The organism is Agromyces sp. GL_144, assembly GCF_057834305.1.
In genome coordinates this window covers 3,923,256-3,943,287 of sequence record NZ_CM174399.1, presented here as the reverse complement: position 1 = coordinate 3,943,287, position 20,032 = coordinate 3,923,256, and the positions used below count along the sequence as shown (strand labels likewise).

The 20,032-nt window shown below is 70.3% G+C and carries 24 protein-coding genes and 1 pseudogene; 11 read left to right on the top strand and 14 right to left on the bottom strand.

Annotated features, from left to right (window positions below; all coding sequences use genetic code 11):
- Positions 1-6: 6 nt before the first annotated feature.
- The 7 genes and pseudogenes from lpdA to AC3IPY_RS18140 form a co-directional block, all read right to left on the bottom strand.
- A pseudogene (lpdA, locus tag AC3IPY_RS18170) lies at positions 7-1,408 on the bottom strand (dihydrolipoyl dehydrogenase).
- Between the two features lie 40 nt (positions 1,409-1,448).
- Positions 1,449-1,733, bottom strand: coding sequence for a hypothetical protein (locus AC3IPY_RS18165; protein WP_489185679.1), 285 nt, complete (start codon positions 1,731-1,733; stop codon positions 1,449-1,451).
- A 64-nt stretch (positions 1,734-1,797) separates the two neighbouring features.
- The gene (locus tag AC3IPY_RS18160; protein ID WP_489185678.1) at positions 1,798-2,757 is read right to left on the bottom strand and encodes a hypothetical protein; all 960 of its coding nucleotides are present in this window, start codon (positions 2,755-2,757) and stop codon (positions 1,798-1,800) included.
- Positions 2,754-3,338: an RNA polymerase sigma factor gene (locus AC3IPY_RS18155; protein WP_489185677.1), complete on the bottom strand. Its 585-nt coding sequence runs from the start codon at positions 3,336-3,338 to the stop codon at positions 2,754-2,756. Before AC3IPY_RS18155 ends, AC3IPY_RS18160 begins: the two co-directional genes overlap by 4 nt.
- A gap of 38 nt (positions 3,339-3,376) precedes the next feature.
- Positions 3,377-3,931, bottom strand: a complete 555-nt coding sequence (locus AC3IPY_RS18150) for an RNA polymerase sigma factor (protein WP_489185676.1) — start codon at positions 3,929-3,931, stop codon at positions 3,377-3,379.
- A complete protein-coding gene (locus AC3IPY_RS18145; RefSeq protein WP_489185675.1) occupies positions 3,928-4,476 on the bottom strand; it encodes a hypothetical protein in 549 nt (182 codons plus the stop codon). Before AC3IPY_RS18145 ends, AC3IPY_RS18150 begins: the two co-directional genes overlap by 4 nt.
- 162 nt (positions 4,477-4,638) lie before the next feature.
- The gene (locus AC3IPY_RS18140) at positions 4,639-5,196 is read right to left on the bottom strand and encodes a hypothetical protein (RefSeq protein WP_489185674.1); all 558 of its coding nucleotides are present in this window, start codon (positions 5,194-5,196) and stop codon (positions 4,639-4,641) included.
- Between the two features lie 18 nt (positions 5,197-5,214).
- Between AC3IPY_RS18140 and AC3IPY_RS18135 the strand changes: the two genes are divergently transcribed.
- Positions 5,215-5,799, top strand: coding sequence for a hypothetical protein (locus AC3IPY_RS18135; protein WP_489185673.1), 585 nt, complete (start codon positions 5,215-5,217; stop codon positions 5,797-5,799).
- A 25-nt stretch (positions 5,800-5,824) separates the two neighbouring features.
- On the opposite strand, the gene AC3IPY_RS18130 is transcribed toward AC3IPY_RS18135, so the two are convergent.
- The 4 genes from AC3IPY_RS18130 to AC3IPY_RS18115 all read right to left on the bottom strand — a co-directional run bounded on the left by AC3IPY_RS18130 (position 5,825) and on the right by AC3IPY_RS18115 (position 9,412).
- Positions 5,825-7,237, bottom strand: a complete 1,413-nt coding sequence (locus AC3IPY_RS18130) for an MFS transporter (protein ID WP_489185672.1) — start codon at positions 7,235-7,237, stop codon at positions 5,825-5,827.
- Positions 7,234-7,968, bottom strand: coding sequence for an isochorismatase family protein (locus AC3IPY_RS18125; protein WP_489185671.1), 735 nt, complete (start codon positions 7,966-7,968; stop codon positions 7,234-7,236). The genes AC3IPY_RS18130 and AC3IPY_RS18125 overlap by 4 nt, the downstream gene beginning before the upstream one ends.
- 70 nt (positions 7,969-8,038) lie before the next feature.
- A complete protein-coding gene (locus AC3IPY_RS18120) occupies positions 8,039-8,482 on the bottom strand; it encodes a MarR family winged helix-turn-helix transcriptional regulator (protein ID WP_489185670.1) in 444 nt (147 codons plus the stop codon).
- A 63-nt stretch (positions 8,483-8,545) separates the two neighbouring features.
- Positions 8,546-9,412 carry a carbohydrate kinase family protein gene (locus AC3IPY_RS18115; RefSeq protein WP_489185669.1) on the bottom strand — a complete coding sequence of 289 codons (867 nt, stop codon included), beginning with the start codon at positions 9,410-9,412 and terminating at the stop codon, positions 8,546-8,548.
- Between the two features lie 260 nt (positions 9,413-9,672).
- On the opposite strand from AC3IPY_RS18115, the gene AC3IPY_RS18110 reads away from it, so the two are divergent.
- The 3 genes from AC3IPY_RS18110 to AC3IPY_RS18100 all read left to right on the top strand — a co-directional run bounded on the left by AC3IPY_RS18110 (position 9,673) and on the right by AC3IPY_RS18100 (position 11,379).
- Positions 9,673-10,572, top strand: coding sequence for a DMT family transporter (locus AC3IPY_RS18110; protein ID WP_489188368.1), 900 nt, complete (start codon positions 9,673-9,675; stop codon positions 10,570-10,572).
- Between the two features lie 13 nt (positions 10,573-10,585).
- On the top strand, positions 10,586-10,756 hold the full coding sequence (locus tag AC3IPY_RS18105) for a type II toxin-antitoxin system RelE family toxin (RefSeq protein WP_489185668.1): 171 nt from the start codon (positions 10,586-10,588) through the stop codon (positions 10,754-10,756).
- 131 nt (positions 10,757-10,887) lie between these two features.
- A complete protein-coding gene (locus AC3IPY_RS18100; protein WP_489185667.1) occupies positions 10,888-11,379 on the top strand; it encodes a hypothetical protein in 492 nt (163 codons plus the stop codon).
- Positions 11,380-11,470: 91 nt separating this feature from the next.
- Here the strand turns inward: AC3IPY_RS18100 and AC3IPY_RS18095 are convergent, their stop codons facing one another.
- Entirely contained in the window at positions 11,471-11,914 is a 444-nt protein-coding gene (locus tag AC3IPY_RS18095; protein ID WP_489185666.1) for a GNAT family N-acetyltransferase, read from the bottom strand.
- Positions 11,915-11,981: 67 nt separating this feature from the next.
- Between AC3IPY_RS18095 and AC3IPY_RS18090 the strand changes: the two genes are divergently transcribed.
- Together AC3IPY_RS18090 and AC3IPY_RS18085 are read left to right on the top strand one after the other, a co-directional pair.
- On the top strand, positions 11,982-13,025 hold the full coding sequence (locus tag AC3IPY_RS18090) for a hypothetical protein (RefSeq protein ID WP_489185665.1): 1,044 nt from the start codon (positions 11,982-11,984) through the stop codon (positions 13,023-13,025).
- Positions 13,026-13,057: 32 nt separating this feature from the next.
- Complete coding sequence (locus AC3IPY_RS18085; protein WP_489185664.1) at positions 13,058-13,678, top strand: DJ-1/PfpI family protein; 621 nt, start codon at positions 13,058-13,060, stop codon at positions 13,676-13,678.
- A gap of 36 nt (positions 13,679-13,714) precedes the next feature.
- Here the strand turns inward: AC3IPY_RS18085 and AC3IPY_RS18080 are convergent, their stop codons facing one another.
- Positions 13,715-14,011 carry a Dabb family protein gene (locus tag AC3IPY_RS18080; protein WP_489185663.1) on the bottom strand — a complete coding sequence of 99 codons (297 nt, stop codon included), beginning with the start codon at positions 14,009-14,011 and terminating at the stop codon, positions 13,715-13,717.
- A 181-nt stretch (positions 14,012-14,192) separates the two neighbouring features.
- Here AC3IPY_RS18080 and AC3IPY_RS18075 point away from each other — a divergent pair, with 181 nt between their 5' ends.
- The 3 genes from AC3IPY_RS18075 to AC3IPY_RS18065 are packed head-to-tail and all read left to right on the top strand — an operon-like array spanning position 14,193 to position 16,218.
- On the top strand, positions 14,193-14,552 hold the full coding sequence (locus tag AC3IPY_RS18075) for a GntR family transcriptional regulator (protein ID WP_489185662.1): 360 nt from the start codon (positions 14,193-14,195) through the stop codon (positions 14,550-14,552).
- The gene (locus tag AC3IPY_RS18070) at positions 14,549-15,454 is read left to right on the top strand and encodes an ABC transporter ATP-binding protein (protein WP_489185661.1); all 906 of its coding nucleotides are present in this window, start codon (positions 14,549-14,551) and stop codon (positions 15,452-15,454) included. Before AC3IPY_RS18075 ends, AC3IPY_RS18070 begins: the two co-directional genes overlap by 4 nt.
- Positions 15,451-16,218, top strand: coding sequence for a hypothetical protein (locus tag AC3IPY_RS18065; RefSeq protein WP_489185660.1), 768 nt, complete (start codon positions 15,451-15,453; stop codon positions 16,216-16,218). The genes AC3IPY_RS18070 and AC3IPY_RS18065 overlap by 4 nt, the downstream gene beginning before the upstream one ends.
- A 100-nt stretch (positions 16,219-16,318) precedes the next feature.
- On the opposite strand, the gene AC3IPY_RS18060 is transcribed toward AC3IPY_RS18065, so the two are convergent.
- Entirely contained in the window at positions 16,319-17,257 is a 939-nt protein-coding gene (locus AC3IPY_RS18060; RefSeq protein ID WP_489185659.1) for an oxidoreductase, read from the bottom strand.
- 101 nt (positions 17,258-17,358) lie between these two features.
- On the opposite strand from AC3IPY_RS18060, the gene AC3IPY_RS18055 reads away from it, so the two are divergent.
- Both AC3IPY_RS18055 and AC3IPY_RS18050 read left to right on the top strand, forming a co-directional pair.
- Positions 17,359-18,273 (top strand): helix-turn-helix transcriptional regulator, encoded by a 915-nt coding sequence (locus AC3IPY_RS18055; RefSeq protein ID WP_489185658.1) that lies wholly within the window; start codon positions 17,359-17,361, stop codon positions 18,271-18,273.
- A gap of 172 nt (positions 18,274-18,445) precedes the next feature.
- Positions 18,446-19,822 (top strand): lytic polysaccharide monooxygenase, encoded by a 1,377-nt coding sequence (locus AC3IPY_RS18050; RefSeq protein ID WP_489185657.1) that lies wholly within the window; start codon positions 18,446-18,448, stop codon positions 19,820-19,822.
- Positions 19,823-20,032: the final 210 nt, after the last annotated feature.

Here is a 20,032-nt window from a genome sequence, read left to right as displayed (position 1 = left end):
CCGCCTCTACATGTTGATCATGTGCCCGGTGAGCCCGTGGAAGGCCTCCTGCAGCGCCTCCGAGAGCGTCGGGTGCGTGTGCACGTTGCGGGCGAGCTCGTGCGCGCCGAGGTCCCACTTCTGGGCGAGCGTGAGCTCGGGCAGCAGTTCGGAGACGTCGGGGCCGACCATGTGCCCGCCGAGCAGCTCGAGGTACTTCGCGTCGGCGACGAGCTTGACGAAGCCGACGGGCTCGCCGAGGCCGTTCGCCTTGCCGTTCGCGCTGAACGGGAACTTCGAGACGACCACGTCGTAGCCCTCGTCGCGCGCCTGCTGCTCGGTCAGGCCGAACGAGGCGACCTGCGGCGAGCAGAACGTGGCGCGCGGCATCATGCGGTAGTCGCCGAGTTCCATGGTCTCGGCGTCGCCGATCGTCTCGGCTGCCACGACGCCCTGCGCCTCGGCCACATGCGCGAGCATGAGCTTCGCGGTGACGTCGCCGATGGCGTAGATGTGCGGCACGTTGGTGCGCATGCGCTCGTCGATCGCGATGGCGCCGCGCTCGGTGAGCGCCACCCCGGTGTTCTCGAGCCCGAAGTTCTCGACGTTCGGCGCGAAGCCGACCGAGATGAGCGCGCGGTCGACCTCGAGCGAGCCGGGCTGCCCGTCGGCCGCGGTGTACGAGACGGTGACGGATGCTCCGTTGTCGACGACGCTCTCGACCTTCGTCGAGGTGAGGATCGGCACGCCGAGGTTGCGGTACTGGCGCGTGATCTCTTTCGAGACCTCGACGTCTTCATTGGGCAGCGCCCGGTCGAGGAACTCGATGACCGTGACCTCGACGCCGTAGTTGCGCAGCACGTAGGCGAACTCCATGCCGATGGCGCCCGCACCCACGATGGCGATCGAGCGCGGCAGGTCGCGCGTGAGGATCTGCGTCTCGTAGGTGACGACGTTCTGCGAGAGCTGCACACCGGGCAGCAGGCGCACGCGCGAGCCGGTCGCGATGATCGCGTTCGCGAACGTCAGCGTCTCTGCCGTGCCGTCGGCCTTGGCGACCTCGAGCGTGTTCGCGTCGCGGAACGTGCCGCGCCCGTCGAACTCGACGATGCCGTTCTTCTTCATGAGGAAGTGCACGCCCTTGACGTGCTTGTCGGAGACCTGGCGGCTGCGGTCGAACGCGGCGCCGAAGTCGAAGTGCGCGTCGCCCGAGATGCCGAACGTCTTCGCCTGGTCGTGGAAGATGTGCGCGAAGCTCGGCGTTGCGCAGCAGGGCCTTGGAGGGGATGCAGCCGACATTGAGGCAGACACCGCCCCAGTACTTCTCCTCGACCACGGCGACCTTGAGGCCGAGTTGTGCGGCGCGGATGGCGGCGACGTAGCCGCCGGGGCCGGCGCCGAGAACGATGACATCGAAATGCGTGCTCATGCGTCCAGCCTAGGCACTTCGGCGGCTCAGGGGACGGGGGTCAGGGGACGGGGTGCCGACTCGGTCGGGCCTTCGCGGCGGGCACCACCGGCGCGCGTGGCGCGCGGGCATCCGCCACCGCCACCATCGCGAGCACGGATGCCGCGGCGATGACCACGCAGGTGCACACGACGGTGAACGTGAGAATGCCCGGATCGGCGCCCGCGCCCGCCTCGGGCGTGAGGGCCGACGAGAACGCGAGCATCGCGGCACCGGCGGCCACCCCGGCGATGCTCGCCGCCAGGGTCGCGGCCGCGGTCACGACGATCACAGCACGGATGCGCATGATGGACACCTCCTCTGCAGGGGATGTTTCCGCTGGAGCGGGGTGCGTTACACGGCGAGGCAGGTCATTCCCAGGCGAAGTAGCACCAGACCGAGGGGGCCTGGACGCCTTCCATGCTGTGCCCGATGTACACGGTCTCGGAGGAGATGACGCCGAGGCCCTGGTCGGAGACGATGATGCGATCGACGAATTCGCCCGGATTCCGGCTGTCGGTCGAGAACGAGATGCCGGAGCGGCCGAGCCGGTCGACGACCTCGCCCTCCACCTCGAGATCGGGCAGGCCGGCGAGGAACTCGAGCAGCGCCTTGGATTGGGGAGTCGTGAGCCGGTGCTCGATGAGCACGGAGTTCACGTCGTTGAGGTACTCGCCGGTCGTGTAGGTCTCGGCGCCGGAGGGTTCGCGGATGAACGCCCCGAACTCCGCGGCGGACTCGGGCGGCTCGCCGAACATGGACTCGTACTCGCCCGGCCCGAAGTCCATCTCCCACGACAACTCGCCGACCCGGTAGCCGTCGACGTGGATCGGTCGCCCGTCGGAGTCGTACGGCTCGCCGCGCCTGACCTCGATGCGCGCCCCGTCGGGGCCGTGCTCGAAGGTGCGCACCTCGGGTTCGATGGTGACCTTCTCGATCGTGCCGTCTTCGCCGACGGTCATCGAGCGCGCCCACGACTGCATCTCGACGGTCGTCGTCTGCTTTGCGGGCTTCAGGTGTCTGCTCAGGTCCAGCAGGAGATCTTCGGACGTGCCCTCGACCGATGTCGGCCGCAGCATCGGAGGCGTCACGTCGGCGTAGACCGGCGCGGGCCGCGCGATGAAGAGCACGCCGATCGCCACCGCCAAGAGCACGACGACGGATGCCGCGACCGACAGGTAGATCGGAGCCCGTCGGCGCCTCGGCGCCGATCGTTCGTCGGCCCTCACCCGCTGCAGGGTCGACTCCGCGGCCGGCGACAGCGGGTCGCCGCGTCGGGGGAGGTCGGGTCGGGCGCTCTCGAGGCGTCGCTGCAGTTCGAAGTCGTTCATGTCGCATCCACCTTCAGCGTCACGACGGGGGCCGCGGTCGGGGCGGTCGCGCCTGCCGCGCTCGCCGGCCTCGGCGGGGAAGCGGAGAGCGCCGCCTCCAACCGGGCCTTGGCCCGGTGCAGTCGAACCCGGAGCGTCGCGACCGAGCAGCCGAGGATCTCGGCCATCTCGTCGCGGGTCAGGTCCTCCCAGTAGGCCATCCAGATCAGTTCGCGATCGGGCGCGTTCAGGCGGTTCACGGCCGCACGGACATCGAGCGCGTCGTCCGCGGCATCCGCATCGGGGTCTTGCAGGTTCGCCTCGGCCTGCTCGACACGGCGCAGGTGGCGCGTTCGCCCGCGGTACTGGTTGCCGACCACGTTGCGCAGCGTCGTGTACAGCCAGGCGATCGTGAACACGCGGGGCGCCTCGCCGCGGCGACGCCACGCCTGCGCGAAGACCTCGGCCGCGGCATCCTCTGCGTCGCCGACGTCGCTCAGCCGGTTGTAGGCGGCCGCCACGAGCACCGGATGGTAGGTGCGGAACAGCTCGTCGAACTCGCGCTCACCCATCGGGCGCACGGAGAGCGGGGCTGGAGACACCATCACATTCTCGAGTGTTTCCACCGGAAGGCAATTCGTTACCGATTCGTGGTCGGTGCTGCCCGTGCCTCGACGTGCAGTTCGCCGAGTTCGGCGCGCAGCAGCTCACGAGCACGGGCATAGCGGGAGCGGGCGGTCGAGGCGGATGTCCCGGTCACGACGGCTGCGTCGGCGAGGCTGAACCCGTCCCAGTGGATCAGCCGCACGAGCTCCTGGAGCTTCTGCGGCAGTCTCGCGATCGCGGCGCGCACGAGTTCGGATTCCTCGAGCGACTCCACCTCGCTCGGGGTGACGAGGGCCGCGCGGGCGAGCTCGTCGCGGAGCCGCTCGGCGGCCTCGTGGCGACGCCGACTCGTTCGGTACGAGGTGAGCAGCACCCGCGAGGCGATGCCGAACAACCATCGGCGCGCTTCGATCTCATCGTCGGGGAGGCGTTCGACCCGCTTCCACGCGACGATCATGGTCTCGCTGAGCAGGTCGGCGGCGTCGGCCCGGGGCGCGACGCGCCGCTCGAAGTACGCGAGCAGGTCGGACGAGTTCGCACGGAGGACGCCCGTCAGGTGAGACCCGCCTGGCGTCGTCGTGCGCCTCATCGCTCACCGCCATCGCACATGCCGCCCGACTCGAGCGAGATGTCCGCGGTCGGAAGCCCGAGCCCCGCGACATACGCGATCGTCAGGTCGTAGACGACCGAGCTGCGCGCTGACGATTCCGGGTTCCTCGGCTCGTTGCCGTTTCGCTCGAACTCGGCGAGCTTCGCCGTGATATCGACGGTGTCGATGTCCAGTGCCGCGAGGTACTCCCGCGCGGCGAGCAGTGACGGGGAGGCGGCATCCGACTCCTCAGAGGCCGGCATGACCCTGAACCCTTCGTGACACACCTCGTCGCCGCGCGAGTAGGAGGTCGTGTTGTCGGTCCAGCCGAACCAGTCGAGCACCCCGGGCGTGGCCGCGGCGATCGAGGCGCCGCCGGCGAGCGCGAACAGGAGGAAGCCGCCCGTCACGGCCGGCAGCCATCGGCGCCTGGTGGCCGGTGGCGCAGCGCCCACCAACTCGTCGAGTGCGGAGGTCAGCCCCGGACTGCGCTCGGCCAGGTCGGGCTTCGACCGGAGCAGCATCCCGTCGAGGTCGTCGTTCATCGCGTGCTCCATCCGTCTGGTGCGTCTACACCTCTATGGCCGCGAAATCGCGAAACGTCCACGCAGCTCGAAGATCGTACAGAGAGGGTTGAGGCGCTTGGTCGTGTCCCGGGCAGCGGCGGTGGATGCGGTCCACCCGGTCCCTCCGGTACCCGGGCGCGCTCAACCGTCGAACACCTCGCCGCTCGCGAAGGCCGCGTCGCTCGCGAGCAGGCCGACGAGCGGCTCCGGGCACTCGCGGAAGATCGTCTTTCTCACGGGTGGTGCCGGTGAGAGAACGGATGGTGCCTCGGAGAAGTCGGCCTCGATGCGGTAGCACGTGTAGACCTCGCTCGGGCCGCTGTATCGCCGGCCGTCGTCGGTCGGAACATCGGGCCGGGGTCCGGAGGCGATGAACACCGAGAACGTCGCCGCCGAATCGGTCGCGGACACGTCGTAGAGGACGCCGCCGCCGCGCCCGAGATCCAGGTCGGCGGCGGACGTGACCGCCCCGTTCCATCGTGTGCCCTCGATTGAGGAGAGAGAGTCGGCCGGGTCATCCGTCGACGGTTGGGAGGCGTCACGAGAGAGCGGATCTTCGAACGACGCGATCTGCCGCCACAGCACGCCATCGATATCGCTGTCGTGCCCGTGGTACTCGGTGCGGCAGCCGGTCATCGAGATCGCCAGCGTCGCGAGGATCACGGGCGCCGCCCACGCGCGGCACGCCAGGGTCGTCATGCCGTCAGCCTCTCATCGGTGCGCGGTGCCGTGACTTCGGCGCACCCGCTCGGCCTCGACTGGTGCGGGATCGACGGCGCCCCCAGCCCGCTCGAGAGCGATCGGTACGGTTGTGTGCATGACGCGAACCAGCACACGATGCGGATCCCGCTCGGCGGCCGGCACCGCGGGGCCGTCCAGATGATCGCTCCGAAGCGGGCAGCGTCGCTGGTCGTCGCCGGCGCGTTCGTCGCGGCCCTCTCGGGATGCGTCGCGCTCGATCTCGTGATCTGGGGTCCGGGCGGAGCCCGAGTGATCGCCACGACCGAGGAGGTCATCGACGCGGCATCCGATGGCGACTTCGATGCCTTCGCCTGCGTCGATTCGGTGGCCGACTTCGGTGAACCTGATGACTGGGAAGGGCTGTCTGCGGGCGAGCCGGAGCGTTTCGTTCCCGACTACCACGACGCCCAGATCGCGCTGGATCCGGCATGGAGCATCAACCTCGAACTCGGGCCCGCGGCGCCGGCATCGGGGCGGCGGTTCCCCGGCGACGTGTTCTACCGCGAGACGGATGACGGTCTCTGCGTCATCGACATCGGGTGGGCGACGGTCGTGGGCTGAGCGCCTCCGGGGCAGTCGGGCCCGCTCAGAGCACGCGTGCCGGGATGCGCCGGTCGCCGAGCACGAGGGCGAGCAGTACGACCCCGAGGCCGGCGATGACGACGGCGATGGACTGCAGGCCGGCATCCGTCGCCTCGGTCGGGAAGACGACGCCGAGCACCGCGGCCGAGCCGATCGCGCCGAGGTTGGTGGAGGTGCGCAGCAGGCCGGCGGCGACGCCGATGCGCTCGGCGTCGGTCTGCGCGTAGAGCGCCGACTGGTTCGCGACCCCGGTGAGGCCGGTCACGGCGCCGAAGAGCAGGCTCAGGGCGATGAGCAGCGGCACCGGCGTGCTGGAGTTGACGGCGAGCAGCGCGAGGCCGCCGAGGGTCACGACCGACGCGCTGCCGATGAGCGGCCCGCGCACGAGCGCGCGGCGCGAGATGAGCGCCGAGCCGATCGCGCCGACGGCCGTCATGGGCAGCATGACGAGCCCCGACACGCTCGCCGCGAGGCCGCGGCCCTGCTCGAGCCACTGCACGTACCCGTAGAGCACGAGGTACATCGCGGTCTGCGTGAGGAACTGGCGCAGGTAGGTGCGCATGAGCGGGCCGTTGGCGGCGAGCATGCGCACGTCGATGAACGGATGCCTCGCCCGGCGCTCCCACCACACGAGTGCGCCTGCGGAGGCGATCGCGATCGCGAGCAGCCACCAGACCGGTGCGCGAACGCCCTGCAGGAACACGATGAGCGAGACGATCGCACCCGCGAAGAGGAACATGCCGAGCGGATCGAGCGCGCTCGCGAGCGGGCGGATGCGTCGCGATGACGCGGCGACGGGCTCGTCGCGCGGCACCCACAGCAGGGCCATGACGATGCCGATGAGTCCGAGGGGGATGTTCACCGCGAACACGGCGGGCCAGTCCCAGACACCCACGAGCACGCCGCCGAGCGGCAGGCCGAGGGCGGCGGTCACCTGCGCGGCGATCGACATGAGGCCGAGCACGGGGCCAGGGATGCCGGTGCCGAGCCGGTCGGCGCGACGTCGGATGAGCATCATCGCCGTGGGATTGCCCGCCGCGGTGCCGAGGCCGATGAGCGCCCGCGAGACGATGAGCCAGGCGAACGACGGCGCGAACGTGCCGATGACGCCGGCGATCGTGACGATCACGAGCCCCGAGACGAACACCCGGCGGGGCCCGAAGACGACGGCGAGCTTGCCCATCGCGGGCTGGGCGACGGCGCTCGTCACGTAGACGGCGGCCACGAGGGTCGCGGTCTGACCCGGGGTGACGCCGAACGCCGACGCGATCGCGACGAGCGAGGTCGCGATGATCGACGAGTTGATCGGGTTGAGCGCCGAGCCCCAGACGAGCGGCGTGACGAACCGCGCCGGGAACGGCTTGCCCTCGCCGGGCGACGGCGTCGCGCCGGTGCCGGGCTCGGTCGTGCGGGTCACGCGTCGGCGGCGGCCCGGGCTCCGGTCGTCGGGAGGTCGTCGTTCGCGGTCGCAGCGGTCGTCTGCTCGGTCGTCGGCCCGGCCGCGCTCGTCGTCCCCGCCGCCGCGGGCAGCAGCGCGATGACCTCGGCGGTCGTGCCGCGCTCGCCGAGGTCGGGGAAGACCACGTCGATGCTGTGCCGGTGCGCGGCGGGGTTGGCGTCGGTCATCGCGTCGGTCGCGAAGGTCACGTGGTAGCCGTGCTCGTGCGCTGCGCGCGCAGTCGACTCGACGCCCTTCGACGTGGCGATGCCCGCGAGCACGATCTGGGTCACCCCCGCCCGCTGCAGCTGCTCGTGCAGGTCGGTCTCGTGGAACGCACCCCAGGTGCGCTTCGCGATGCGGATGCCGCTGCCCTCGAGCTCCGGCACGATGGCCATCGCCTCTGCCGGCAGCGATGCCAGAGCGGATGCCGCACCTGAGCCATTGCCACCGGTGTGCGCGTCGCCCGAGGCGGCCGCCGCGGCGGCGAGCCGGGCGGCGTTGGCCGCGCCGTTCTCGGTGCGGCCGGGCGCCCCGCCGATCGCCTGCACGAGCACGACGGGCAGGCCGCGCTCGCGGAAGGCCGCGGCCAGGTCGGCGCTGCGCGCGACGACCTCGGCGGAGCCCTGCCCGGCACTGCGGCCGACGATGAAGTGCTGCAGGTCGATGACGACGAGCGCGACGGTGGGATCGATGGTGCTGAGGGGCATGGGGTTCCTTCGCTGAGGGGCGTGCGGGTCGGCGGGGAGCCGACCGGGTCGGGCCGAGGACTCGGCGGGTTCAGGGGGCGAGCAGTCGGTCGAGCAGGTCGACGGCCTCGGCGACGGTGCGCTGCTCGGCGGGCGTGAGCCGCTCGCGCATGGTGTTCACGAGCCAACCGGTCTTGTTGGCACGGGCTCGCAGGATCGCGTCGTGGGCCGCGTCGGTGAAGAAGACGAGCTGGGCGCGGCCGTCGGTGGGGTCGGGCCGTCGGTCGACGATGCCCGCCTCGCGGAGTTCGGCGACCGTCGCGCTCATCGACTGCGGGCGCACGCCCTCGAGTCGCGCGAGCTCGGCGATCGAGAAGCCGGCCCCGTCTCCGTCGGCCAGGCGTCGGAGCACCGCGCTCTGGCTGGGCGTGAACTCCTGCAGCCCGCCCTCGGTGCGCAGCTTGCGCACGAGTCGCGCGCTCGTCACGCGTAGCGCGGCTGCGGCGGATTCGAGGTCGAGGTCGTCGGCGGGCATGCCCTCACGCTACCACTTAGACAGGCAAACTGCACAGTTTGGCTGTCTATTCACCCCGAGTCTTCAGGCGGAGGCGAACAGCGCGTCGAGTGACGGATGCAGATGCATCGTCGTGAGCACCGTCGCAGCGTGTGCGGCCCCGGCCGCGAGCGCGGCGTCGAGGTCGCGCCCGGCCAGGTGCGCGTCGAGCACGCCCGACATGAAGGCGTCGCCCGCTCCGTTCGTGTCGATGACCTCCACCGGAACGGCGGCGACCTCGTGGCGGCGCAGGTCGGTGTCCACGGCGATCGCGCCCTGCGCGCCGAGCGTGCAGACGACGACGGATGCCCCGTCGCGCACGCACTCCTCCATGAACGGGATCGGGTCCGCGCCGATGCGGTCCGCGTTCATGAAGATCCAGTCGGCCGCCTCGACGAACGGGCGGTGGAACTCGGCGGTGCCGTCGTAGTCGTGGATGTCGGTCCAGATCGGCCGCCCGGCCTCGCGCGCCGTCGGGATCAGGGCGCGCGAGCGCTCCGAGAGGTCGAGCACCAGCACCGGGGCATCCGCCATCGCCTGCACCAGTTCGGGCGACGCCGGCGAGCCCGGGTCCGCGGGCGTCGAGAGGTACAGCGACACGCGCTCGCCGGCCGCGGTCATGAGGTTGAGGTGCCGTTCGGTGGCGTCGGCGGGCAGGGCGTCGACCTCGATTCCGGATGCCTCGAGCAGGCGTTGCACGCGCTCGCCGTCGCCGTCCGACCCGATGAGGGTGTGCAGGCGCACGGCGTGACCGAGTCCGACGAGCCCGAGCGCCTTGCCCGCCGAGGTGCCGCCGATCGTCTCGTGCTCGGCGAGCGCGAACTGCATATGCGGCACGGGCTCGGGCAGGCGGTCGAGCAGCACGATGCGGTTCCAGGAGGCGGCGCCGGAGATCACGATGGGGGCGGTCATGTGGGCCAGCCTATGGGCCGCGACGCCGGAATCTGCAAGCGTTTGCAGGCGGGCCGGCCAACGCAGGGCTGCCGACCATCGGCGGATTCCGGACAACGTCTTCCCCCGCGGTCGGCGCCGGGCCTGCCCGGGCGTACGCTCGGCAGGTGAACTCGAGCACCACCCCCGCAACCACCTCGGCCTCCGCCACTTCCGGCGCCGCCGCGGCATCCGCCCCTCGCCCTTCGAGCAAGCTGTCGACGCTGCTGCAGTTCATCGCGATGGGGCTCGTGTGGGGGTCGAGCTTCCTCTTCATGAAGGTCGCGCTCGAGGGCGTGTCGTTCGGGCAGGTCGCGTGGTCGCGCACGGTGCTCGGCGCCCTGGCGCTCGGCGTGATCGTGCTGATCATGCGCCCCCGCGTCGCGCGACCCGACGGAACGCCCGGCCCGGTGCTGCCGCGCGAGGGCATCGTGTGGGTGCACTTCCTGGTGGTCTCGCTCACGACCTGCGTCATTCCGTACCTGTGCTTCGCGTGGGCCGAGCAGTACGTGTCGTCGAGCCTCGCGTCGATCTACAACGCGACCACGCCGATCATGACGGCCCTCATGGCGACCCTCGTGTTCCGCGTCGAGAGGCTCGGCCTCAGCCGGTGGGCGGGCGTCGGCGTCGGCATCCTCGGCGTCATCGTGGTCATCGGCCCGTGGCAGTACTCGGCCCTCACCGGATCGCTCGCGGGCCAGCTCGCCTGCCTCGTCGCGACCCTCTGCTACGGGTTCACGTTCGGGTACCAGCGGCGCTTCCTCAGCCAGCGACCGATTGCGCCCGCGACGTTCGCATTCCTCTCGATCGGCGTCTCGGCGGTCGTCATGCTCGCCCTCACGCCGTGGCTCGCCCTCGAACCGGTCGACCTCGACTGGACGATCGTCGGCTCGCTGCTCGCGCTCGGCATCCTCGGCACTGGCCTCGCCTACATCTGGAACATCAACGTGCTGCGCGCCTGGGGCCCCACCGCCACCTCGACCGTGACCTACGTGACGCCCATCGTCGGCGTCGCGCTCGGCGTGCTGCTGCTCTCGGAGCGGTTCTCCTGGCACGAGCCGCTGGGTGCGCTGCTCGTGCTGCTCGGCATCCTGCTCGCGCAGGGCAGGCTCCGGATGCCGCGGCGTCGCGTTCGCGAGTAGGCACTTCGCCGCCTTGACCGAGCTGGAACGCGATCCACGCCCGTCAGGGGTGAGGGAGCTCGTCGGCACCGAGAATGCGTGGCGCATCCGCCTCGGTGACCACCGAGTGCTCTCCGAGATCGACGATGACGTCGTGCTCGTCACGGTCTTCCGGGTCGGCAATCGACGCGCCGTCTCCGTGTAGTCGGCAGGGGCGCGACGTGACGACGCTCGGCGCGTTCGCGCGTGATGTGACGGAAGTCGTATCGCCTCGGGCGGCCTCGATCCCATACGATCTCTTGCACCCTACGCCGACAGAGCATTGAGAGACGCCCGATGAATCTTGCCGCCATCCGTCGGAGAACGTCTTCGGCCTCCCTCGTGATCACGTTTGCCGCGCTCGCGTTCGGCCTGACCGCGTGTACCCCGGGTCAGGTCGAGGGCATGCCTGCGAGCGCGCCTGCGTCCGAGACCAGCCCTGCCGATGACGCCTCACCGATGGGCGATGCCGACGCCCGTCATGTGTGCGGTCAGGCGAGCGCGCTGGCGGGCATCATGTTCCGCTCCGAATGGGAGCACGATCAGGGGCTGATCGACGACGCCGCGTACGCATCCCGTGTCGCGGCCGTCGAGGACGGCTGGACGTACATGGTCGTCGGCGACACCGAGGTGTCGCCCGCCATCGCGTATGCGAAGCGGGCACAGGCCGACGGCGGTGTCGGTCGCGACAACGCGGAGTTCCAGCAGGCGATGGAGAAGGTCGGTCAAGCGTGCCTCGACGCCGGTTCGAGCCTCTCGATCGGTGCGTTGCCCGGGCAGGGCGGCTGAGGCTCGCTGAGGCTCAGCCCGCGCAGTCTCCGGTCATCATCCCCTTGGTGTCGAATGAGTAGCCGTTCTGCTACGGAATCGACGTCGAAGGTCAGGCGGTCGCCGGAGTGAAGCGCAGCACGTTCGTGTCCCGACGCACGAACCCGACGGAGGTGTAGAGGCGCAGCGCCGACTCCCGCTCGGGGCGGGACGTGAGGTCGAGCGATCGCATCCCGCGTTCGGAGGCGAGCGCCGTCATGCGCTCGAGTAGCAGCCGCGCGGCGCCCCGGCCGCGCACGGCTCCGTCGACCACGACGTCTTCCACGTGACCGCGCAGCCCCGATGGCAGCGGAACGGTCACGAGCGTGGCCATGCCGACGATGCGGCCTTCGATCCGGGCGACGAACAGCTCCGTCGCGTCGTGCTCGAGCATCGCCTCGACGCGAGACCGGTCGAACGTCGCGGTCGAGAGCTGGCCGAGCAGCCCGGCGAGCGCCTCGGCGTCCGCGTCCGTCACGGTCGTCAACGTCTCGATCTGCACGCTCGCCTCGGTCATGCCCGAAGGCTACCGGCCGGACGGTTCGGACTGTCGATCGGCGATCATCGTGTGGCAGCCTCGTCTCATGGATGCATCCGCCGACCGCCCGCAGATCGGACCGCTGGAGGTCGAACCCGAGGCGCTCGACGGACCCGGCGCCCACTTCGAGGTGCTGGTCACTCAGCTCGGGCTCGATGCGGATGAAGTTCCGGCCGGGACGCCGATGCGCGGGTGGCGAGTGCTTCATGATCACCCTGAGCGCGGCGTGGTGCTCGGCGCTCCGGCCGATGGACATGGCGAGACCTGGCGGCTCGCCCAGGGCCGCCCTGGCACGGGAGCCGGCGCGCGACGGGTGACGTTGCACCCGGACACCTTCCCGCTCAGGCCGAGCCGTGCGCAGCGGCGCCGTGGCCTCGTGCTGCGATGGCCCGAGGTCGTGCGTTCTGAGCCCGATCTCGATCTGCTCGCCATCGATGTTCTCAATGCCGGCGATGACCGCTGGCGGCCTGCCGGCGACTCGTTCCATGTCGTCGGCATCATCCGCGAGCCGGGCGCTGCGCTCGGCGGCTACGGATATGCGTTCGTCGGGGGTAGGGCTCCTGCGCTCCCGCTCGACGCCGGCGAGTATGCGCGGGTGCGGGTGGTGATCGACGCGGGCCAGTGGCAGGACCTGACGCCGGGCCGCTATCACCTGCATGCGGCGCTGGCCGAACTCGGCGTCCGCGCCGAGACGCCGCTGGAACTGGAGCTGACCGAGGAGTTGATCGAGCGTCACCGGCCCAGAACGAATCCGCGGCCGGCACCGCCCGATCGCGCCGCGGCGATGACCGATCGCCTCGAGATCATCCGGGCACTCCTCGCGGCACGGGAACAGCTTCCCGCCGTCCTCGAAGCAATCACGGCTGCGACGTCCGACGACGACGCCCGTCGCAGCATCCAGGACCTGCTCGACTGTTCGCCGGCGGCCGCCGAGCAGGTCTCCTCGACCTCGCTCAGACGCTTCCGGCCCGGGCGCCCCGATCCTCTGCGCACCGAGGCCGAGGAGCTTGAACGCGCGATCCCCGAGGCCGCATCGGGGGACTCTGCGCCGCGCGGCGACCAGCGGCGGGGTCCTCAACGCACGGACTGACGGATGTCGGTGGCATGCAGAAGGCTGACGGCATGCCGACCACCGAAGCTCCAGACGCGCGCCTCGTCGTGCTCTACGCGACCGACACCATGGCCGACTGGGAGTACGGGCATCTGGTCGCCGGCCTCGGCATGACGCAGGGGGCGCACGAGCTCGTCGTCGCCGGCGAGACGGCTGACACCGTGCGCACGGCGGGCGGCATCACGGTGCAACCCGACCTGGCCCTCGCAGACCTCGAGCTCGATCGCGTCGCGATGCTCGTGCTGCCCGGGGCGTCGACCTGGGCGAGCGGGCACGACCAGGTGCTCGATGTCGCGAGGCGGCTCGAGGCCGACGAGGTCCCGGTCGCGGCGATCTGCGGCGGCACGCTCGGGCTCGCCCGCATCGGCATGCTCGACGACCGGCGTCACACGAGCAATGCTCCCGAATACCCCGCCTTCGCGGCCGAGTACCGCGGCGCGAGCCGCTACGAGCATGCCCCGGCCGTGGTCGACCGCCGTGTGATCACCGCGTCGGCCACGGCTCCGCTCGAGTTCGCGAGGGCCGTGTTCGGGGTGCTCGGCTCGGTTCGCGAGCCGGTCCTCGAGGCCTGGTACGGGCTCTATTCCACCGGGGACCCGAAGTACTTCTACGAACTCGTCGAGCTCGGCTGAGGCGTCGAGCGTCGAGCGTCGGGCGGATGCCGCGGCTCAGCCCTCGAACGGCACCGCGTCGATCTCGAGGAAGTCGGCGACCTCCGGCACCCAGCGGTCCCGCACGAACGCGACGTGCTCGGGGTGCGTGTTGTATGCGTCGTAGGCGGCCTGGTCGGCGAACTCCATCGAGACGCCGAACGTGAAGTCGTTCTTCGGGCTCACCTGCCGCAGCAGCTCGAACCGCTCCACGCCCGGGATGTCGCCGAGCGCGGCGTTCGCGGCGAGGAAGTCGCGCTCCTCGGCCGAACCGGCGGGGTGCTGCAGGCGGAACGCAACGGTGTGTCGGATCATCGCCCCAGACTACGGGCGGCGCCCGGCCCGCGGCATCCGCTCTGCTCGTTGCATCCGCTCCGCCGGAGAAATCTCGAGATCATGCAGTGCCGGATGACTCGCAAGGGTTGACAGATCCTCGTGAGCATGGTTGGTTAGTTAGTGAAGTAACTAACCAACACACCAGGCAAGGCGAGGCGGCATGGACGAATCGCGACCGATCTTCATCCAGATCACGGAGCAGATCGAGAACGACATCATCGACGGCACGCTCGCCGAGGGGGCGCAGATCCCGTCGATCAACGAGTTCGCGACCTTCCACCGCATCAACCCGGCCACCGCCCTGCGGGGCGTGAACCGACTCGTCGACGACGCGATCGTCGAGAAGCGAAGGGGCATCGGCATGTTCGTCACCGCAGGCGCGCGAGACCGGCTCGTCGAACGGCGACGAGCCGAGTTCGCCGAAACCTACATCAGACCGCTCATCGTCGAAGCCGAGAAGCTCGGCCTCGACATCGACCAGCTCGCGGCACTCATCCGCTCGGAAAGGATCGAATCATGACCGCCACCGTCGCGCGTGCGCAGGGGCTCACCAAGCGCTACGGCTCGTTCACCGCCGTCGACGCCGTCGACTTCACGCTCGAGGAGAACCGCATCTACGGGCTCCTCGGCCGCAACGGCGCCGGCAAGACGACCATCATGCAGCTGCTCACCGGCCAGCTCTTCCCCGATGGCGGCACGCTCGACGTCTTCGGACGCGAGCCGGCCGAACACGCCGACGTGCTGCGCCGCATGTGCTTCATCGCCGAGTCGCAGCGCTACCCCGACAGCTTCAAGGCCTCGCATGTCTTCAAGGCCGCGCCGTGGTTCTTCGAGAACTGGGACGCGGAGTTCGCCGAGCAGCTCATCGCCGACTTCCGACTGCCGCTGAACCGCTACATCAAGAAGCTCTCGCGCGGCCAGCTCAGCGCGGTCGGCGTCATCGTCGGCCTCGCGAGCCGTGCGCCGCTGACCTTCTTCGACGAGCCGTACCTCGGCCTCGACGCGGTCGCGCGGCACATCTTCTATGACCGGCTCCTCGAGGACTACGCCGAGCACCCCCGCACGATCGTGCTCTCGACCCACCTGATCGACGAGGTCGCGAACCTCCTCGAGCACGTGATCCTCATCGATCAGGGCCGCCTGCTGTTCGACCGCGACGCCGACGAGCTGCGGGGGTCGGCGACGACCATCGCCGGAGCGCGCACCGCGGTCGAGTCCTTCGTGGCCGATCGGCCCGTCATCGGCCGCGAGAACCTCGGCGGACTGGCTTCGGTCACCGTCGACGGCCGACTCGACCAGGCCGACCGCGTCAAGGCCGCCGAGCTCGGGCTCGAACTCGCGCCGGTCTCACTCCAGCAGCTCATCATCCACCTGACCGGCACCGACCTGGGTGCCGATTCGACCGAGGAGGTCGCAGCATGAGCGCCGTCATCGATCAGTCGATCGTGCGCACCGAGGCCCGCTCGCGGGCCCACGAGATCTGGCGCGTCGTGCGCCTGCACGGCGTCAATCCGTCGGTGTTCTTCGGCGTCCCGTGGATCATCCTCGGCTCCGCCTGGGCCATCATGATGATCATCGGGCTCATCATCACCGGCGCCGGCGGCCCGGCAGAAGACATGGCCCAGGGCATGCGCTACAGCTGGGCCGTGCTCTCGCCGCAGTGGTACCTCGCCGTCGTGGGCGTGCAGGCCATCGGCCTGACCTTCTCGTTCGCGCTCGGCTTCGGCGCCACGAGGCGCGACTTCTGGGTCGGCACGGGCGTCATGTTCGGCATCGTCTCGTTCCTGAATGCCGTGGCCATCGCCACGCTCGTGCAGATCGAGAAGGCGACCCACGGCTGGGGCATCGGCATCGCCATGTTCGACTCGCTCTGGTACGGGCAGCAGGGCTGGTTCGTCGACTTCTACACGACGTTGGCGATGCAGCTGCTGGTGTTGTTCCTCGGAGCGAGCGTGACGACCGTGTATATGCGGTGGCGCATGCGGGGCATGCTGGTCGTGGCACTCGGCGCGGTCGCGCTGCTCCTGGGCTTCATCGCGATCATGACGTTCAGCAACAGCTGGTTGTCCCTGTTCGCCTGGTTCGCCGGCGTCGGCGTCGTCGGCGGGTTCACGATCGTGCTCGCGCTCGCCCTGGTCTGCGCCGTCGGCGGGTACCTGGTCATCCGGCGTGCGACGCCCCGCTGATCCGTGCCCCGACCGCGGGGCGAGCACAGGCCGCGGCGCGGCATCCGGTGGGGGTCGGATGCCGCGCCGCATCCGTGTGCGTGCGCTCGGCGAATCGCCGTCAGCTCGTGGCCGTCGAGAGATAGGAGACGCCGGTCAGCGCCTCGGAGACGCTCCAGAGCCTTCGGCCGTTGGCGGGATCCATCGCCTCCGCCGATGCCGGGACCTCGGTCACGTCGCCACGCTGCTCGTTCCGCCCCGCGGGTCCGAAGAACTGGCCGCCGCGAACCCCTGGCGCGGTCGACGCCATGAGCTGCGGGAGGGCGCCCTGCGACGTCGGCTGGGTCATCAGGCGCAGGTAGAGCGACGCGATGACCCTGCCGATCGGTCCGCGATCGGACCAGGCTCGCGGCGTCAGGTTCGACCGGGAGACGCCGGGGTGGGCGAGCACGCTGATGACCGGTGAGCCCGCGGCGCGGAGCCGGCGGTCCAGCTCGATGCCGAACATCGTGTCGGCGAGCTTCGAGGCGCCATAGGCGGTGGACGCGTCCCAGTCGCGTTCGAACATGAGGTCGTCGAAGTCGAGCCGGGCGGGCTTGTGCGAGAGCGAGCTGAGCGAGACGACCCGTGCGTCCTGCCCGCGCTCGAGCAGCGGCAGCAGCAGTCCGGTCAGCGCGAAATGCCCGAGGTGGTTGGTGCCCAGGTGCAGTTCGAATCCGTCGGAGGTCGTCTGGCGGGGGCCGAGGATCACCAGGCCGGCGTTGTTCACCAGTAGGTCGATGCGCTCCAGGTCGTCGGCGATGCCCTCCGCGAAGCCGCGAACGGAGTCGAGCGAGGCGAGGTCGAGGGAGCGCACGGTGACGTCCGAACCGGGGGCCACCGAGCGGATCTCCGAGGCGGCCTCCTCGCCCGCCGTCGTGTTGCGCACGGCGAGCACGACCTTCGCGCCGTGCCGTGCGAGTTCGGTCGCGGTGACCAGTCCGAGCCCGGAGTTGGCGCCGGTCACGATCGCGGTGCGCCCGGTCTGGTCGGGGATGTCGGAAGCAGTCCATGCAGTCATGGCGCCAACGTTAGGCATCTCCGGCCGGAGGTCCCGCGTTCTCGTGATCCTGGGTCTGGCGGAACCACCGTCGGCTGACGGAGAGGGGCAGACTTGAGGCCATGGACCCCGGCTCGACTCCCGCGCGCGAACTCGGTCGGTTCCTGCGCTCGCGCCGGGAACGCACCCGACCCGAGGACCTCGGGCTCGAGCCCGGGGCGCGGCGCAAGGTCGAGGGTCTGCGCCGAGAAGAGGTGGCGGTGCTCACGGGGCTCAGCACCGACTACTACCAGCGCCTGGAGCAGGGCCGAAACATCCGGCCGTCAGATGCGGTGATCGACTCGATCGCCGACGCGCTCGGCCTCGACGACGTCGAGCACCGTCACCTCCTGACCCTCGCCCGCACCGCGCGTCAGCCTGCGCCGCCCGTCGCCCGACATCCCGATCGGGTGCCGGTCAACACCAGGGTCATGCTGTCGTCGATGGCCCTGCCCGCATTCGTGGTGAGTCGCCATCTCGACGTCCTCGCCTGGAACGACCTCGCCGTCGACCTTCTCGGTGATCCGCGCGAACAGCCCGCCTCCCGACGCAACGTGCTGTTCACGCTCTTCGCCGAGGAGGATTCGCGTCTGCGATGCCGTGGTTGGGAGACCATGGCGCTGGATTACATCGGCATGTTCCGCAACTCGATCGCCCACGACCCCGATGATCCTCGCGCCGTCGCGATCGTCGGCGAGCTCAGCATCCGGAGCGAGGACTTCCGTCGCCTGTGGGCGACGCATGACGTGCGCGACAACGTCCACGGCGTGAAGACGATCCGTCATCCGCGCATCGGGGACATCGACGTGGAGTGGGATGCCTACCCGCTGCACGGCGCGCCCGGCCCGGCCATGATCGTGTTCGTCCCGCAGCCCGGACATGAGGATCGCATGGGCCTGTTGGGCGCCGACGCCGGCACGGCCCCCGCCGACGCGGCCGACGCCGTCGCCGCCGACTCGGAGGGCGTCGGCGAGCGTACGGGCGCGGTCGACGAGTGAGCTGGACCGCCGTCCCAGCTCGACGGCGTCGTCTTCCGTTCGCCGCACCTCGTGCGTAGGTGGAACTGCGGATGCCGCGGCTGCCGTCGATGCGTAGCGTCCGGGTGTCGGGCAGGGCGAGCTCGCCCATGCCGCACAGGAGCGGCGCCGCGCGTCGCGGAGAGGATGAGACATGAGGACCACTTCTCGACGACGGAGGCCGACCGCGCTCGTCGTGCTCGCCGGCGCCACCGCGCTCGCGATGCTCGGCGTCGCCGCGCCGGCGTTCGCACACGGATGGATCGGAGGCTCGGGTTCCGAGCTCATCGCCAGGCAGGCGATGCCGGGCAACGGCGACATCGGCCTGGTGCAGTACGAGCCGCAGAGCCTCGAGGGGCCGGGAGGCTTCCCGGCGACCGGCCCGGCAGACGGGCATATCGCCTCGGCAGGCCTGGACCGGTTCGGCGAACTCGACGTGCAGACCTCGACGCGGTGGGCGAAGAACGAGATCACGCCCGGCCCGCACCGGTTCGGGTGGACCTACACCGCGCCGCATCCGACCGACGAGTGGCGCTATTACATCACGAAGAACGGCTGGAACCCGAACGAGCCGCTGAAGCGCTCCTCGTTCGAGCTGCTGCAGGTCGTGTCGCACGACCACACGGCCGCGAACACGAACCCCGTGCACACCGTCACGATCCCGAGCGACCACTCGGGGTACCACGTGATCCTCGCCGTCTGGGAGGTCTGGGACACGCCGAACGCGTTCTACAACGTCGTCGACGTGAACATCTCGGGTTCGACCGGCCCCGCCGACACGCAGGCGCCGACGGTGCCGGCCTCGGTGCACAGCACGTCGACCTCGTCGTCGAGCGTCGGCCTCGCGTGGACGGCCTCCACCGATGATCGCGGCGTCACCGGGTACCGTGTGGAGCGGGCGACGGCGACGGGTGCGTTCTCGCAGGTCGCGCAGGTGACCACCGGCACGAGCCACCTCGACACGGGCCTCGCCGCCTCGACCGCCTACCGCTACCGGGTGGCCGCCGTGGATGCGGCCGGCAATATCTCGGCGTGGAGCTCGGTGCTCTCGGTCAGCACGGGCAGCGCGTCGGAACCCGACACGCAGGCCCCCACCGCGCCGACGGGCGTGCACAGCATGGCGACCACCTCGTCGAGCGTCGACCTCATGTGGTCGCCCTCAGTCGATGACCGCGGTGTCACCGCCTACCGCGTGGAGCGGGCGACGGCGACGGGTGCCTTCGCACAGGTCGCGCAGGTGACCGGCACGAGCCGCCTCGACAGCGGTCTCGCCGAGTCGACGACCTACCGCTACCGGGTGGTGGCCGTCGACGCCGCCGGCAACGTGTCGGCCTTCAGCACCGTGTTCTCGGTGACCACGGCAGCCGGCACCGGCACGGGCACGGCGCCCGCCTGGAACCCCAGCGGCGCGTACACCAAGGGCGACCGGGTGAGCTACGGCGGCACGGTCTACGAGGCCGTGCAGACGCACCAGGGCTCGGGTGACCCGGGCTGGATCACCGCACTGTCGATCTGGAAGCCCGTGGGCTGACGCACGATTCCGCCGGCTCGGCGAGCAGGGCCGCGGCGCGGCATCCGATGGTGGTCGGATGTCGCGCCGCATCCGGCGGTCGAGTAGCGGAGCGTATCGAGACCTCAACGGGTGGCGGCTTCGATACGCTCCTTCGTCGCTACTCGACATTGAAGAATGGTCGTGGTGGTTCTGGGTGGGTCTGACCTGCTACTCGACGGACTCGTTCGC